The sequence below is a fragment of the Kosakonia sp. Marseille-Q7440 genome, assembly GCF_965119485.1.
The window spans coordinates 1,416,034-1,431,921 of sequence record NZ_CBCPLT010000001.1 but is presented as its reverse complement, the minus strand read 5'-3'; the positions used below and the strand labels follow the sequence as shown (position 1 = coordinate 1,431,921).

Here is a 15,888-nt window from a genome sequence, read left to right as displayed (position 1 = left end):
ATAATGAACCTATCTGGTGTAAGATCCGCGGAAATCGCCTGCTGTATGCTCAAAAAGGAGACGGATACAGTGCTTTTCATACTAAAAAAAATCACTGGCGGCCTGCTGCTGCCATTGCCACTTTTACTTTTGGTTATCGGGGCAGGAATTGCGCTGGTCTGGTTTAGTCGCTGGCAGAAAACCGGCAAGGTTTTTATCAGCGTCGGCTGGCTGATACTGCTGCTTTTAAGCATCCAGCCGGTGGCGGATCGCCTGCTGAAACCAATTGAGGAGAGCTACCCCACCTGGCACGGTAGCGAGCGGGTGCAGTACATCGTTGTGCTGGGCGGTGGTTATACGTGGAATGACGCCTGGGCGCCAAGTTCGAACCTGATTAGTAACAGCTTGCCGCGGCTTAATGAAGGGATCCGCTTATGGCGGGCTAATCCCGGAGCCAAAATGATCTTTACCGGCGCGGCGGCCACCACCAACCCGGTCAGCACTGCTGAAGCGGGTGCCAGAGTCGCCGAGAGCCTCGGCGTGCCGCGCAGCGATATCATCACCCTTGATCAGCCTAAGGATACCGAAGAGGAAGCGGCTGCGGTTAAGCAGGCTATCGGCGATGCACCTTTCCTGCTGGTCACCTCCGCGTCGCATCTGCCGCGGGCGATGATCTTCTTCCAGCACGTCGGGTTAAAACCGCTGCCCGCGCCGGCAAACCAGCTGGCCATCGACTCACCGCTTAACCCGTGGGAGCGTGTGATCCCTTCCCCGGTCTGGCTGATGCACAGTGACCGGGTGGGTTATGAGACGCTGGGGCGCATCTGGCAGTGGCTAAAAGGCAGTTCAGGCCAGCCAGGGGAGCAGTGATTTCGAGGCCAGATCGACATTGGCGCGGTTAAACCGACCGGTATTTACCAGCTGCGCCACTTCGTCCCACAGCAGATAGAGCCAGCGCCGCCAGATAAACGACTCGGCAACCGGTGCGCGCTGTAAATAGTGCCACAGCAACCCTTCCGCCTGCGGGCCATCCACCAGGCGGAAGAGTTCATACTCTCGCGGTGCCCACAGCATAATGCCGGGGCCAACCATCGCCAGTAGCTGATCGCTGCGGGCATCTTTCAGCATGCTGCGCAGGTTAAAACTGCCGTGCACCAGCACGCAATTATCGTTAAATCCTTCAAACAGCGCCGGCAGGCATTCGCGGGTGCGAAACAGCAGGCGCTTATCCTGCATCGTCAGCCCGGTATTTTGATATTGATTGAGGGTGGTCCAGAGCACTTCGACGCGCTGACGATACCAGGAGGGCCAGATATTTTCCTGAGTACTGTCGACAGTGCCCACGCAGCCGTGACTATCCTGACGATGCCAGGAGAGCAGCCCCTCGACAATTTGATCTTTGAGCTGCTCCCAGCGCTCCGGCGTGCGCGCAGGTGCTTCAACCGGCACGCCGCGCAGGCGTTCAATCAGCAACACGTCAGGACCGGGGTGCTCTTCGTGGGTCATTACGCCATAAACCACCGGCATACGTACCGTGCCGCTGCGGGCGAGCATCGAGATTTTCCATGCCAGCTGCTGCGCCAGCCCCGGGGTGGTAAAGCTTCTTGCCATCAGCGGCATCGGGTTTCCCCGGCTGTCATACAGAGACCAGAGCGCCGAATCAGGTTTTTCACTGACGCACTCCATGCGGCTTAATTTCTCTCCCAGCAGATGACTGAGTTCGGCGCGAAGTTGTTCCATAGCAATGCCCCTACAAAAACGACTGCTTTTATAATGAGCGCCATACCGGAAGATGTCACCCCAATGAGATCAAATCAGGGTGATTATTTGACGAGATAGAGCAAATCCCCCCCGCCCGGAGGGGATGAAAGGATTAACGCATCGCCTGGCGAACGCGTTCGAGATCCTCTGGCGTATCGACACCGGTGCCGGGCACTACGCTTGCAACATCGACGTGGATTTTTTCGCCGTACCACAGAACGCGCAGCTGCTCGAGCATCTCGATCTGCTCAAGCGGGCTGGTTTGCCAGCTGACATAGCGGCGAATAAAGCCGGCACGATAGCCGTAGATGCCGATATGACGCAGGAAGCTGTCGCCGATGGTCTCACGCGAGGCGGCAAAACGGTCGCGATCCCACGGAATGGTGGCACGCGAGAAGTAGAGCGCATAGCCCTGCGCATCCATCACCACTTTCACCGCATTGGGGTTGAAGGCCTCTTCCGCACTCTCAATCGGCACGGCCAGCGTCGCCATACCGACATCGCGGCGCGCAGCCAGATTGTCTGCGACCTGGCGAATGATCGCCGGCGGGATCATCGGCTCATCGCCCTGCACGTTAACAATCACCGTCTCATCGCTGAAACCGCATTTTTCAACGACTTCAGCAAGACGTTCGGTGCCGGACTGGTGATCGGCGCGGGTCATGCACACTTCGCCACCCACCGCCTGCACTGCCGCCATCACCTCTTCGTTATCGGTCGCTACGATAATGCGCTCTGCGCCAGATTCACGGGCACGCTCCAGCACGTGCACCACCATCGGTTTACCGTTGATGTCGACCAGCGGCTTACCCGGCAGGCGCGTCGAGGCGTAGCGCGCGGGGATAATCACCACAAAGCTCATGGACGGCTCTCTTCTGGGGTTAAAGCGCGGGCTTCGTTTTCCAGCAGCACCGGAATGCCTTCGCGTACCGGGAATGCCAGGCTGTCGACTTTGCAGATCAGCTCCTGCTTATCCTGGGTGTAATTGAGTTTGCCGTTGCAGACCGGGCAGGCAACTATTTCGAGTAAACGGTGATCCATCTTTCCTCCTGAGAAACCGATGATGAGCAGATTGAACTTATCATAGGCAATTATGACGCCGCGTCTATCTCCAGACCGGCACGCGATGATGAAAACAGGCCATCGGGCAGATGGGAAAAGGTGATGCGCTGCGCACCTTGCCAGCGCGCAAAGTCGGTAATCGCACGCTGTAACCCCTTCTCCAGCTGAAGTGACGGCGCAAGGCCCTCTTCAAGAAACAGCGCAATCACCTCCAGCACGCCGGTTCTGCGGTGCATTTTCGCATCCATCCGCCCGACCAGCTGCCCCCGGTGCAGCAAAGGCAGGACAAAATAGCCATATTGCCGCTTCGGCGCCGGGGTATAGCACTCCAGCCGATAGCTGAAGCCAAATAGTTGTTCTGCACGCTTGCGATCCCAGACCACCGGATCAAACGGCGAGAGCACCGCACTGTGGGTAGCGGTCAGCTTGCCCGCCTGCGCCTGTTCCAGCAGCGGCAGCAGAGAGGCGTGGAGCCACGCCGGGCCAAGCCCCTCGACATCAACCGGTAGAATGGTTTGCGCCTCTTGCATCTGCGCCAGCGCCTGAGCAAGCGCGGGGCGACGCAGTCGATAGTAATCCGCCAGCCACTGCGCACGAAACAGGCCAAGGCTGCGGGCGCTCTTTTCCAGCATGATGGCTTCGGCCTGCTCCTGAGAGAGCAGATCGCGCACATCGTCCCACTGCGGCATCACGCGCTGCGTCAGATCGTAGACGCGCTGGAAATTACGCCGCTCGATGACCATCACTTTACCGGCGGTGAACAGCCCCTCCAGATGACGCTTATGGGGTTTCCACTCCCACCAGCCGCTGGTGCCTTTACGCGGATGTTCAAAATCAGCGGATCGCACCGGACCATGCTCCTCAATGTGCGCGATAAGCTGCTCAATCTCAGCCGCGTGCTCCTGCATCCACGCCTGGCGATACTTCCATCCCATTTTGTCGGGTGCCAGCATGCGGTGACGGACGAGGGCAAAATCCTCGCGTGGCAGAAAGCAGGCTTCATGCGCCCAGTACTCCATCAGCTCGCCGTTGCGCAGGGCATCATCCAGCCAGCGCGGCTCAAACGCGCCGAGACGGCTGAACAACACCAGATAAGGGCTTCGGGCGACGATATTAATGGTATCGATCTGCAACAGCGACATGCGCCGGATGGTCGAGAGGATATCCTCCGGTTTTGCACGTCGGGAAGGTTTTCGCAGCAGGCCCTGCGCGGCGAGATGAAGATGGCGAGCGGCGGTAAGCGAAAGTTGCGGCACAGACATAGGCGTTCCTGTTAATCAAACAGGGCGCAGCCGAGGCGGCTATCCTCAGCGCACCAGTGTGAGCAGATCCAGCAATAATTTTTCGGCCGCGTCGCCCGCAAGCTCGGCATCAACCGGCAGATACCACCAGTCAGGCTGGGCAAAAGGACGACACTTAACGGCATCCTTTTCCGTCATCACCAGCGTTTCTCCAGGCTGAAGCAGCGCGTCGACATCCTTCTGTGCCAGCGCCTGGTGATCCGCCAGCGCTACGCTGCGCTTAAGCGTCGCCCCACACTCGGCAAGGGTGGCGAAAAAGCGTGGAGGATGGCCAATGCCGGCCATTGCAACAATCTGGTCAAGCTCGTTTACCGCACGGCGTTCGCCCGTCAGCAGGTTGACCGCCAGACCCGGGCGCAGACGCATGGCGATTTCGCCTGCCTGCGGCGCGCCGCCGTTGGCGATCACCGCATCAACGCTTTTCAGGCGCGACGCACGTTCGCGCATCGGACCCGCCGGCAGCCACCAGCCGTTGCCGAAGCGCCGCACGCCGTCTACTACCACAATCTCTTTATCACGCGCCAGCCGATAGTGCTGTAAACCATCGTCGGTGACGATCAGCTGCAGCGGATGCTGCGACAATAACGCGTTGACCGCTTCACATCTGTTCGGCGAAACCGCCACTGGAGCTCCGGTACGCTGATAGATCAGCACCGGCTCATCTCCCGCCTGCTCTGTTGAGGTTTCAGGCGTCAGCAGCAGCGGATAGCGATCGGCTTTACCGCCGTAGCCGCGCGAGACAACCCCAACATGGACACCGCGCTGCTGTAGCTGCTCGACCAGCCAGATAACCACCGGCGTTTTGCCGTTGCCGCCCGCCGTCAGGTTACCGACTACAACTACCGGCACCGGTGCCCGCCAGGCTTTTTTTAATCCAATGCGATAAGCAAAACGGATTGCGCCGCTCACCAGGCCATAGAGCCAGGAGAGCGGCAGCAGCAACAGCCACAGCGGGGATTCACCGGACCAGATGCGCGCGATCATTCGCCAAACTGCATCTTATGAAGCTGCGCATACGCACCGCGCTGCGCCAGCAGCTCGGTGTGGCTACCACGCTCGACGATGCGGCCATCTTCCACCACCACAATTTCGTCGGCCTGTTCGATGGTCGACAAACGGTGCGCGATGACCATCGAGGTGCGGTTTTTCTGCAGCTCGTTCAGCGCCGCCTGAATAGCGCGCTCGGACTCGGTATCGAGTGCAGAGGTCGCCTCATCAAGGATCAGGATCGGGCTGTCGCGCAGCAGCGCGCGCGCAATGGCGATACGCTGACGCTGGCCGCCGGAGAGCAGGACACCATTTTCGCCAATGATGGTATCGAGACCGTTATCCATCTTATTGATAAAGTCGAGGGCATAGGCCATTTCAGCAGCACGCTCAATCTCTTCACGGCTGTACTCTTCCGTACGCGCATAGGCAATGTTGTTCGCCACGGTATCGTTGAAGAGGTGGACGTTTTGCGAAACCAGTGCGACCTGATTACGCAGTGAGGAGAGCGTATACTCGCGCAGGTCGTGACCATCGAGCAGGATTTCACCCTCATCAATATCGTAGAAGCGCGTAATCAGGCTGGCCATAGTGGTTTTACCTGAGCCAGAGCGCCCCACCAGTGCGACGGTTTTACCGGCCGGAATAGTGAGATTGATATTACGCAGCGCCGGGGTTTCACGCCCGGGGTAGGTAAAGGTCACATTGCGGAACTCAAGATCGCCACGCGCGCGTTCCACGTTGCGGGTGCCTTCATCTTTCTCTTGCTCGCTATCGAGGATCGCAAACAGCGTCTGGCATGCCGCCATTCCGCGCTGGAACTGCGCGTTGACGTTGGTCAGCGATTTCAGCGGGCGCATCAGCGCAATCATTGACGAGAAGACCACGGTGATAGTACCGGCGGTCAGCGTCGCCATGACGCTCGGGAAGCTCGCGGCGTAGAGCACAAAGGCCAGCGCCAGAGAAGCGATAAGCTGAATGATCGGGTCGGAGATGGAGGAGGCCGAAACCATTTTCATCCCCTGCAGGCGCATTCTGTTGCTGACTTTGTCAAAGCGGCTTGCTTCCACTTCCTGGCCGCCGAACATCAGCACCTCTTTGTGCCCTTTAAGCATCTGCTCTGCGCTGGTAGTCACCTGCCCCATGGTGTTTTGCATATTCTTACTGATATTGCGAAAACGTTTGGAGACGACGCGAATGGCGATCGACACGATCGGTGCCAGCACGATCAGAATCAGCGACAGCTGCCAGCTGTACCAGAACATCATGATAAACAGGCCGATGATTGAGGCACCTTCGCGCACCACGGTGATCAACGCGCCGGAGGAAGAGGACGCCACCTGCTCTGAGTCATAAGTGATGCGTGAGAGCAAGGTGCCGGTGGACTGTTTGTCGAAGAAGGAGACCGGCATGCCCATCATATGGCTGAACAGGCGACGGCGAATGGTCATCACCACTTTGCCGGAAACCCAGGAGATGCAGTAACTCGAAATGTAGCTGGTGATACCGCGCAGGATCATCAGGCCAATTACCACCAGCGGCATCCATAGCAGCACTGAGCGATCCGTTTTACCAAAACCATCGTCCAGTAACGGTTTGAGGAGCGATAACATGAAGGTATCGCTGGCTGCGTTGAGGATTAACGCGATCGCCGACACGATCAGCCCCGCTTTAAAAGGCGCAATAGTCGGCCATAGACGGCGGAATGTCTGCCATGTAGAGAGATCTTTGTCGTTATGCATTCAAAAAACCAGCACTTGTTGAAATAGCCGCATATTCTACCCGTTATCTTGGGGGACGCCAAACCACTGATGATACCAACGTGGTAAAAGTTGATCGCGTAAGCTGTGGATTTCCCAGCCCTGAGGCGAAAATGAGACGGTAATCTGCCCCTGGTGAGGCGTGTCGTACCACTGATAGCCCTGCTGCTGGTAGCGTTTTTTTACCTTTGCCGAAGGCAAGCGCCAGGCGTTATAACGCGAGGCTGACGCCAGTGCCGCCGTGCCACCGACACGCTGTACAAAAGGCAATATCGAAGAGCTCTGGCTTCCGTGGTGAGGCACCTGCATCAGTGTAGCCTGCAAATGCGCCCAGTAATGGCTGAGCATCGCCATCTCCCCCTGCCCTTCGATATCTCCGGTGAGCAGCACGCTATAGCGACCATCCTCGACTTTCACCACGCAGGAGCGGTTATTGCCCTGCGTACGCGTCTCTTTTAGGGGCCAGTGCGCGGTAAAGGTTAACCCCTGCCATTGCCAACGCTCGCCGCGAAAACAGGGCGCATGCCCTGCCCTGCCTAGAGGACTTCTGATCCACAACTGCGGCCAGACCTTCAGCAACGAATCCAGACCACCGCGATGATCGAGATGATCGTGACTGAGAATAATTCCCTCCGGCTGCAGCCCATGCCAGCGCAGCCAGGGCGCGATCAACTGTGCGCCACTGTCGCCGCCCGGCCAAGCGGTGCCGGTGTCATACAACAGCGCTTTTCCCCGACGCTCTATCACTATTGCCAGGCCCTGCCCGACATCCAGCATATGCACTGACCAGTTATCAGGCCGCGCGCTGCGCCAGACGGGATAAGCGAGCAGCGTCAGGCAAGCCAGAGAGATAGCAGGCAGCGTGCGCCACAGGCGAAAACGTAGCGCAACCAGTAACAGCCACGGCGCCCAGGCGAGCCATTGCCAGCGCGTATCAATATTGACCCAGCCGGACGGCAGCCCGCGTAAAAACGTAAACAGCGCCTCCAGGCTCATATCCGCCAGCGCCCAGCAGAGCGACTGAAAAACCATGGAGCCGGACAGATGCAGCAGCATCCCGGCCAGAATAAGCGGCACTGTCACAAACGTCACCAGCGGGACGGCAATCAGATTCGCCACCAGCGCGCTCAGGCTCAGACCATGAAAGATAGCGAGCTGCATTGGCAGTAAAAGCAACAGCATCCCGACCTGCAGATGCAGCAGGTTTAGCGCGCCTCGCCCGAGCCGCGTGCGCATCTTCAGCGGCGCAGGAAACCACTGAAACCAGAACAGCAAAGCTGCAACGGCAAAAGCGGAGAGCCAGAGGCTATCGGAGAGCACCGCAAGCGGATCGATAAACACAATCGCGGCCACGCAGCATATCCACACCTGCCAGGGCGACCACTGCCTGCCGGAAAGACGCAGCAGCGCCCAGACGCAAAGCGATATTGCCGTGCGCAGCGCTGGCGGTTGTAACCCCGTAAGCCACGCGTAGCAGACCGCGCAAACCAGTCCGGTTAAGAGTGGAAAACGCCAGTTAATCCAGTGCGCAGGTAAGAGAAGCTGTACCGCTCTGGCAAAGAGCCAGCCAAGCATCGCAGCCAGCGCGATGTGTAAGCCGGAAATCGCCATCAAATGCGCGGTTCCCGTCTGGCGGAAGGTCTCCTTTATCTCCGGGCTAAGCGCTGTGCGCTCACCCATACCGAGCGCAAGAATAACGGCTTTCCACTGCCGTTCAGCCAGCACTTCGCTCAGCGAGTGAAGATAGTCTGCACGCCAGCTGCAGCGCGATTGCAGTAAGCTGGCATCGATAAAGCGACCGGTGAGCGGTTGATGCGAGGCCAGCGCGTAGCGCTGCGCATCGAAGCCGCCTTCGTTCAGTTGCCCATGAACGGCCCGCGCGCGAATGGTCATCGCCCAGCGCTGCCCGGCGCAGGCCGGGGCGGGCAGATATTGCCCATAGAGCGTAATGCCCGGCGCGGCAAGAAGCCGCTTACCATCAAGACGCAGGATTTTCCCCTGGTGACGGGTCGCATTATCGCTGTGAGTAATTTCAAACTCGATGTGCCGATGTGCGGCTGGCAGATGCTGGGCCGGCCAAACAGCCTGCATTGCGGCAAGGATCCCCCACGCAAAAAAAAGCAGCGTCATGCCAGCGTAGCGCAATACGAGGTAGCGTTGGCAACCCAGCAGAAATCCAGCAATGATGACGCACCAGAGTGTGCTGATGCCCGGCAGTGCCGGCAGCCAGGCAAGCGGCATAATCCCGAGCGTAATACAGGCAGCCAGCGCGGTCAGTCTCATCCTTACCTCCGTGTTATGAGGCGCAGTATGAGATGCAGAGATAGCGATGTCAGGAGCGTTTTCCGCGGCTTGCGGCACGTGTCGGGGGGTGTTTACAGGGTTACACTACAGCGACATATTTTTGCGAGGTAGGCCGAAAAAATTAGCGATGCTAAAAACGAAAAAAGCACCCCAATGGGTGCTCTTTCGACGAGTAAACGTTAGCGTTGGCTAAGGCTTATTCATAAATATTGGCGCGGTCACGTAATTCTTTACCCGGCTTAAAGTGCGGAACGTATTTACCTTCCAGATCCACTTTATCGCCTGTTTTTGGGTTACGCCCGGTGCGTGGTGCACGATAGTGCAGGGAGAAACTGCCGAAACCGCGGATCTCAATGCGCTCGCCCTGGGCAAGAGTAGAGGCCATATGCTCCAGCATCTCTTTCACTGCATCTTCAACAGCTTTAGCCGGAATATGCGATTGCTGGCTTGCAAGTCTTTCGATCAATTCTGACTTGGTCATGATTGCTCCGGTCTCCTTCAACGCAAGGTTAGCTTAGTAGCTTGAACAAGGGCGGCCGTAGCCGCCCTTTGTCATTGATTACAGGACGAATCTTGTAATCTGTCAAGTTGCTCATCATCAATTGCGCTATAACGGTCGACTTACGTCGCGCTACAGCGCAAATGAGACAGCGTACTTGATTACTCGCCTTTAGCTGCTTTGAAAGCTTCAGCCATAGCGTTAGAGAAGTTGCCTTCTTCCTGTTTGTTGTTAACAGAAGCGATTGCATCTTTCTCGTCAGCTTCGTCTTTCGCACGAACAGACAGGCTAACTACGCGGTTTTTACGGTCAACGCCGGTGAATTTAGCTTCAACATCGTCGCCAACATTCAGAACCAGAGTTGCGTCTTCAACGCGGTCACGGGAAGCTTCAGAAGCGCGCAGGTAACCTTCAACGCCGTCAGCCAGTTCTACGGTTGCGCCTTTAGCGTCAACTGCAGTGACTTTACCGTTTACGATTGCGCCTTTCTTGTTCAGTGCAACGTAGTTGTTGAACGGATCTTCTGCGAGCTGTTTAACGCCCAGGGAGATACGCTCACGCTCTGCGTCAACCTGCAGAACAACGGCTGCGATTTCGTCGCCTTTTTTGTATTCACGAACTGCTTCTTCGCCTGCAACGTTCCAGGAGATGTCAGACAGGTGAACCAGGCCGTCGATACCGCCGTCCAGGCCGATGAAGATACCAAAGTCAGTGATAGACTTGATTTTACCTTCAACGCGGTCGCCCTTGTTGTGGGTTTCAGCGAACTGCTGCCACGGGTTGGATTTGCACTGCTTCAGGCCCAGGGAGATACGACGACGTTCTTCGTCGATATCCAGAACCATAACTTCCACTACGTCGCCAACGTTAACAACTTTGGACGGGTGGATGTTTTTGTTGGTCCAATCCATTTCGGAAACGTGAACCAGGCCTTCAACGCCTTCTTCGATTTCAACGAAGCAGCCGTAGTCGGTCAGGTTGGTCACGCGGCCAGTCAGCTTGGTGCCTTCCGGGTAGCGTTTAGCGATAGCAACCCACGGATCTTCGCCCAGCTGTTTCAGGCCCAGGGATACACGGGTACGCTCGCGATCGAACTTCAGCACTTTAACAGTGATTTCGTCGCCAACGTTTACGATTTCGCTCGGATGCTTAACGCGTTTCCATGCCATATCAGTGATATGCAGCAGGCCGTCAACGCCGCCCAGATCAACGAATGCACCGTAGTCAGTGAGGTTCTTAACGATACCTTTAACTTCCATGCCTTCCTGCAGGTTTTCCAGCAGCTGATCGCGCTCTGCGCTGTTTTCGGATTCGATAACCGCACGACGGGAAACAACAACGTTGTTACGCTTCTGGTCAAGCTTGATTACTTTGAATTCAAGCTCTTTGCCTTCCAGGTGCAGAGTGTCACGGACCGGACGAACGTCTACCAGGGAACCCGGCAGGAACGCACGAATACCGTTGAGCTCAACAGTGAAGCCGCCCTTGACTTTGCCGTTGATAACACCGGTAACAGTTTCTGCGTCTTCGTAAGCTTTTTCCAGCGTGATCCAAGCTTCGTGACGTTTCGCTTTCTCACGGGACAGCAGGGTTTCACCGAAGCCGTCTTCTACTGCATCCAGAGCAACGTCAACTTCGTCACCAACCTGGATTTCCAGCTCGCCCTGGGCGTTTTTGAACTGCTCAGCCGGAATGGCGGACTCAGATTTCAGACCGGCGTCAACCAGTACGATATCTTTGTCGATAGCAACAACAACACCGCGGACAATGGAACCCGGGCGGGTTTCGATTTCTTTCAGGGACTCTTCAAAGAGTTGAGCAAAAGATTCAGTCATATTGATAATCTTCAGGATTCTTCAATTTAACGTCCACCTGGCTTCATGCCGGATGGGGTTGTTTCACATGCCTGCTCACAATCCATTGCAGCAGGGGGTACTACGAATTCGGTCGCATATGTTATGCGAGAGCCAACTTTTGGCGGGCATATTGTAGCGCTTTTTCAATCACTTGCTCAATGCTTAAGCGGGTAGAATCCAGCACTAAAGCATCGGCAGCGGGAACCAGCGGTGCAACAGGACGATTACGATCGCGGTCGTCTCGTTCCTTTATCTCAGCCAAAAGGCGTTCAAAGTTAACACTAAAGCCCTTCTCCTGCAACTGTAGCATGCGGCGATGCGCACGCTCGTCCGCCGAGGCGTCGAGGAAAATTTTTACCGGCGCATCGGGGAAAACCACCGTGCCCATATCGCGGCCATCGGCAATAAGGCCGGGCGCTTCACGGAAGGCGCGCTGGCGACGTAACAGCGCCTCACGCACGCGCGGGAACGCGGCAATCTGCGACGCGGCATTAGCCACTTCCTGGGTACGAATCTCGCCGCTGACATCTTCGCCTTCGAGGATCACTTCCAGATGACCGTCGGTTGAGACAAAACGCACATCCAGGTGCACGGCGAGCGGCACCAGTACATCTTCCGAAGAGACATCAACGTGATGATGCAGTGCGGCCAGCGCCAGCACACGATAAATTGCGCCTGAATCTAACAGATGCCATTGCAACGCTTCCGCCATTGCCTTGCAAAGCGTGCCTTTTCCCGCACCGCTTGGCCCATCAATGGTGATTACCGGGGCAATTGCCGTCATCTTTTTCTCCTTAATCAAGGCATGTCGTTATATAACGCCGCGCATTATACGCGCCAACGCGCACGAAAGTTACTGCTGCGTGCGAATAACGGAAGAGTATGAGGCTGAGTGTAGATTAATTGCGCGGGAGTACGGGCTGATTTGCACCAGCCCGGAATAAAACTTACTTCTTGCTATCTGCGGCGATACGGTCGCGGATATGCTTCGCACGCTCGGCTGACGGCGGGTGAGAATCAAACATTGATTTCTCAGAACCGGCATCAAGCTTCGCCAGCTTGTCAAAGCTGGTGACCAGACCCTGACGGCTGATGTTACGTTTTTTCAGCAGATCGTAGGAGAAATCATCCGCTGCGGACTCCTGGCTACGGGAGAAGGCAGAGTTGATCAGGTTCTCACCCAGATCGCCCAGCTGAGACTGGGAGAGCTGTGCACCTGCCGCGCTGCTGGCGGAGATCGCATCACGCGCGGCCAGTGTGGCGTACGCGGTTTGCATCGCTTTACGGCTATGACCCAGCGCAACGTGGCCCATTTCATGGCCCAGAACCGCTTCAACTTCGTTGTTGGTCATCATGTCCATCAGACCGCTATAGACACGGATACAGCCGTTCGCCATCGCCCACGCGTTCACTTCTTTAGTCATATAGACTTTGTAAGTGACCGGTGTGCCATCGATGTTGTTGCCCAGCGCTTTAGCAATCTTGTTCAGACGCTTCGCGTAAGTGCTCGATGCAGGCGCGATGGTGTTTTGCTTGTCCATCTCAGCACATGACTGCTCAGAAAGCGTTTTCACATCCGCGTCGCTCAGCGTCGCCGCTTTATAAGCAGACATACCGGATTTGGTCAGCGCATCCGTATCAATACCACCCATGTTCTTACAACCAGAGACAAGCGTTGCTGCTACGAGGCAGCTAAAAATCATTGTTTTTTTCATTGACAGTCCATGTATTAACTAACTGAATTGAGGGAAAGAGTCCCGCGCAAATGGTAGCACAGCGCAGCGGCTTTTCACCCTCTTAACAATGGCAGGTGATTGCGCCCCGCAGAGGATGCGGGGCGGTAAGAACATCAGGCAAGCGTACTGATACGCGCTAACTGCTCGAAGTAATCCGGGAAGGTTTTCGCCGTGCATTTCGGATCGAGAATGGTGACCGGCGTATCCGACAGCGCCACCAGCGAGAAACACATCGCCATGCGGTGATCGTTATAGGTGCCAATCTCTGCAACCTGCAGCGCGGCTGGCGGCGTCACGCGAATAAAGTCTTCGCCCTCCTCCACCGTGGCGCCCACTTTACGCAGCTCCGTCGCCATGGCGAAGAGGCGATCGGTCTCCTTCACGCGCCAGTTGTAGATATTACGCAGCGTGGTGGTGCCTTTCGCGAAGAGCGCCGTGGTGGCAATGGTCATCGCCGCATCGGGAATGTGGTTCATGTCCATATCGATGGCGTTCAGCTCGCCGCGCGAACAGGCAATATAATCTTCGCCCCAGACTACGGTCGCGCCCATTTTTTCCAGCACGTCGGCGAAACGAATATCGCCCTGCACGCTATTACGGCCAATACCGGTCACCTTAACCGTTCCTCCTTTAATGGCCGCAGCCGCAAGGAAGTAGGAGGCAGAAGAGGCATCGCCCTCAACCAGGTAGTGCCCCGGCGACTGGTAGTGCTGCCCGCCACGCACGACAAAACGCTGGTACTGCTGGTTATCAACGTCAACGCCAAAAGTTTTCATCAGATGCAGAGTAATGTCGATATAGGGTTTCGACACCAGATCGCCTTTGATGGTGATCACCGTATCCTGCGGTGCCAGCGGCGCGGTCATCAGCAGCGCGGTTAAGAACTGGCTGGAGACGCTGCCATCAACGCTCACTTCGCCGCCGTTAAACCCGCCGCGCAGGCGCAGAGGCGGATAGTGCTCCTGCTCGAGATAGTCGATCTTCGCCCCGCCCTGACGCAGCGCGTCAACGAGATGGCCAATCGGGCGCTCTTTCATGCGCGGCTCGCCGGTCAACACCACATCGCCGTCGCCAAGGCAGAGCGCGGCGGCCAGCGGACGCATTGCCGTGCCGGCATTACCGAGGAATAACTCAACTTTTTCTGCCGCCTTCAGCGGGCCGCCCACGCCGGTCACTTCACAGCGGGTGCGATCGGCTGACAGCGTATAGTGAACCCCCAGCGTAGTCAGGGCATTGAGCATATGGCGTACATCGTCGCTGTCCAGCAGGTTGGTCAGCACGGTAGTGCCACGGGCAAATGCGGCAAGCAGCAAGGCGCGGTTTGAAACACTCTTTGAACCAGGCAGATTGATGGTGCCATCCACGCGCGCGATGGGTTGTAACGTCAGGGATTCCATGAAACTTCACTCTCTACGGACAAAATAAAACCCCGCAGCGGGGCTACGGGGATCGTCATTACTGCATTAACCGTGACGGCGTTCGAACTCAACCATAAAGTCCGTCAGCGCCTGCACGCCCGCCAGCGGCATGGCGTTATAGATAGAAGCACGCATGCCGCCCACCACACGGTGGCCTTTCAGCGCGTGCAGACCAGCTGCGAAGGACTCTTCGAGGAAGAGTTTATCGAGCGAGCTGTCAGCCAGCTGGAAAGGCACGTTCATGCGCGAGCGGTTGGCCTTCGCCACATCATTACGGTAGAAATCACTGCCGTCGATCACGCCATACAGCAGATCGGCTTTTTGCTGGTTGATGCGGTCCATCGCCGCCACGCCGCCCTGCTGCTTCAGCCATTTGAACACCAGGCCGGAGAGATACCAGGCAAAGGTCGGCGGGGTGTTGAACATTGAATCGTTATCGTTAAGCACGCTGTAATCAAGAATCGACGGGCAGGACTGGTGCGCCTTACCGAGCAGATCTTCACGTACAATCACCAGCGTTAATCCTGCCGGGCCAATGTTTTTCTGCGCACCGGCGTAGATCACGCCAAAGCGGCTGACATCAAGCGGAGCAGAAAGAATGGTAGAGGAGAAATCCGCTGCCACTACTACATCGCCAAAGTCCGGCGTTTCGTCAATGGCAATGCCGTCGATAGTTTCGTTCGGGCAGTAGTGCAGATAGGCTGCGTTGTCGCTCAGCTGCCAGTCGCGCATCGGTTTAACCGCGCGCAGGCCGTCGAGAGTGGTTTTGGCATCAATGACGTTTGGCGTGCAGTACTTCTTCGCCTCTTTGACCGCACTTGCCGCCCAGTAACCGGCATCGACATAATCCGCGGTGGTTTTATCACCCAGCAGATTGAGCGGAACGCCAGCAAACTGGCCGCGGCCACCGCCGTGACAAAACAGCACTTTATAGTTGGAGGGGATATTGAGCAGATCGCGAAAATCTTTTTCTGCCTCTTCCGCCACCTGGATAAACTCTTTGCCACGGTGGCTGATTTCCATCACCGACGTGCCGAGACCTTGCCAGTCGCACAACTCCTGCTGAGCCTGCTTAAGCACATCCGCCGGTAATACGGCCGGGCCAGAACTAAAATTGAAAACCTGCGTCATTTCCCCTTACCACCCTATAAAGCAAAACGTTTTTCCTGTGACATCGGTTTTATCATTCACCGCCACAGGCCGCAACGAGTAATCAGAGGCAGGG

At 56.7% G+C, this 15,888-nt stretch carries 14 protein-coding genes; 1 reads left to right on the top strand and 13 read right to left on the bottom strand.

Features of this window, described 5'->3' with window-relative positions:
• Window positions 1–69 precede the first annotated feature (69 nt).
• Window positions 70–849: an envelope biogenesis factor ElyC gene (gene elyC, locus ACWPW2_RS06500; RefSeq protein WP_454121937.1), complete on the top strand. Its 780-nt coding sequence runs from the start codon at window positions 70–72 to the stop codon at window positions 847–849.
• Here elyC and ACWPW2_RS06495 read toward each other — a convergent pair.
• The 13 genes from ACWPW2_RS06495 to serC form a co-directional block, all read right to left on the bottom strand.
• Window positions 826–1,719 (bottom strand): YcbJ family phosphotransferase, encoded by an 894-nt coding sequence (locus ACWPW2_RS06495; protein WP_124968859.1) that lies wholly within the window; start codon window positions 1,717–1,719, stop codon window positions 826–828. The two genes, elyC and ACWPW2_RS06495, sit on opposite strands and share 24 nt — an antisense overlap.
• A gap of 133 nt (window positions 1,720–1,852) precedes the next feature.
• Window positions 1,853–2,602 (bottom strand): 3-deoxy-manno-octulosonate cytidylyltransferase, encoded by a 750-nt coding sequence (kdsB, locus tag ACWPW2_RS06490; RefSeq protein WP_124968861.1) that lies wholly within the window; start codon window positions 2,600–2,602, stop codon window positions 1,853–1,855.
• Window positions 2,599–2,781 carry a Trm112 family protein gene (locus ACWPW2_RS06485; RefSeq protein ID WP_124968863.1) on the bottom strand — a complete coding sequence of 61 codons (183 nt, stop codon included), beginning with the start codon at window positions 2,779–2,781 and terminating at the stop codon, window positions 2,599–2,601. The genes kdsB and ACWPW2_RS06485 overlap by 4 nt, the downstream gene beginning before the upstream one ends.
• A 50-nt stretch (window positions 2,782–2,831) precedes the next feature.
• Window positions 2,832–4,064: a winged helix-turn-helix domain-containing protein gene (locus ACWPW2_RS06480; protein ID WP_454121934.1), complete on the bottom strand. Its 1,233-nt coding sequence runs from the start codon at window positions 4,062–4,064 to the stop codon at window positions 2,832–2,834.
• A 45-nt stretch (window positions 4,065–4,109) separates the two neighbouring features.
• On the bottom strand, window positions 4,110–5,087 hold the full coding sequence (lpxK, locus tag ACWPW2_RS06475; RefSeq protein WP_454121932.1) for a tetraacyldisaccharide 4'-kinase: 978 nt from the start codon (window positions 5,085–5,087) through the stop codon (window positions 4,110–4,112).
• Window positions 5,084–6,832 (bottom strand): lipid A ABC transporter ATP-binding protein/permease MsbA, encoded by a 1,749-nt coding sequence (msbA, locus tag ACWPW2_RS06470; protein WP_023481332.1) that lies wholly within the window; start codon window positions 6,830–6,832, stop codon window positions 5,084–5,086. Before msbA ends, lpxK begins: the two co-directional genes overlap by 4 nt.
• A 36-nt stretch (window positions 6,833–6,868) precedes the next feature.
• Complete coding sequence (locus ACWPW2_RS06465) at window positions 6,869–9,133, bottom strand: ComEC family protein (protein ID WP_454121929.1); 2,265 nt, start codon at window positions 9,131–9,133, stop codon at window positions 6,869–6,871.
• 217 nt (window positions 9,134–9,350) lie between these two features.
• The gene (ihfB, locus tag ACWPW2_RS06460; RefSeq protein ID WP_007374142.1) at window positions 9,351–9,635 is read right to left on the bottom strand and encodes an integration host factor subunit beta; all 285 of its coding nucleotides are present in this window, start codon (window positions 9,633–9,635) and stop codon (window positions 9,351–9,353) included.
• A 179-nt stretch (window positions 9,636–9,814) separates the two neighbouring features.
• Window positions 9,815–11,488 carry a 30S ribosomal protein S1 gene (rpsA, locus tag ACWPW2_RS06455; protein ID WP_023481457.1) on the bottom strand — a complete coding sequence of 558 codons (1,674 nt, stop codon included), beginning with the start codon at window positions 11,486–11,488 and terminating at the stop codon, window positions 9,815–9,817.
• Window positions 11,489–11,609: 121 nt separating this feature from the next.
• Window positions 11,610–12,293 carry a (d)CMP kinase gene (gene cmk / locus ACWPW2_RS06450; RefSeq protein WP_023481374.1) on the bottom strand — a complete coding sequence of 228 codons (684 nt, stop codon included), beginning with the start codon at window positions 12,291–12,293 and terminating at the stop codon, window positions 11,610–11,612.
• A 163-nt stretch (window positions 12,294–12,456) separates the two neighbouring features.
• A complete protein-coding gene (loiP, locus tag ACWPW2_RS06445; protein WP_023481474.1) occupies window positions 12,457–13,224 on the bottom strand; it encodes a metalloprotease LoiP in 768 nt (255 codons plus the stop codon).
• Window positions 13,225–13,358: 134 nt separating this feature from the next.
• Window positions 13,359–14,642, bottom strand: a complete 1,284-nt coding sequence (gene aroA / locus ACWPW2_RS06440; protein ID WP_454121926.1) for a 3-phosphoshikimate 1-carboxyvinyltransferase — start codon at window positions 14,640–14,642, stop codon at window positions 13,359–13,361.
• Between the two features lie 66 nt (window positions 14,643–14,708).
• Window positions 14,709–15,794: a 3-phosphoserine/phosphohydroxythreonine transaminase gene (gene serC, locus ACWPW2_RS06435; RefSeq protein WP_454121925.1), complete on the bottom strand. Its 1,086-nt coding sequence runs from the start codon at window positions 15,792–15,794 to the stop codon at window positions 14,709–14,711.
• Window positions 15,795–15,888: the final 94 nt, after the last annotated feature.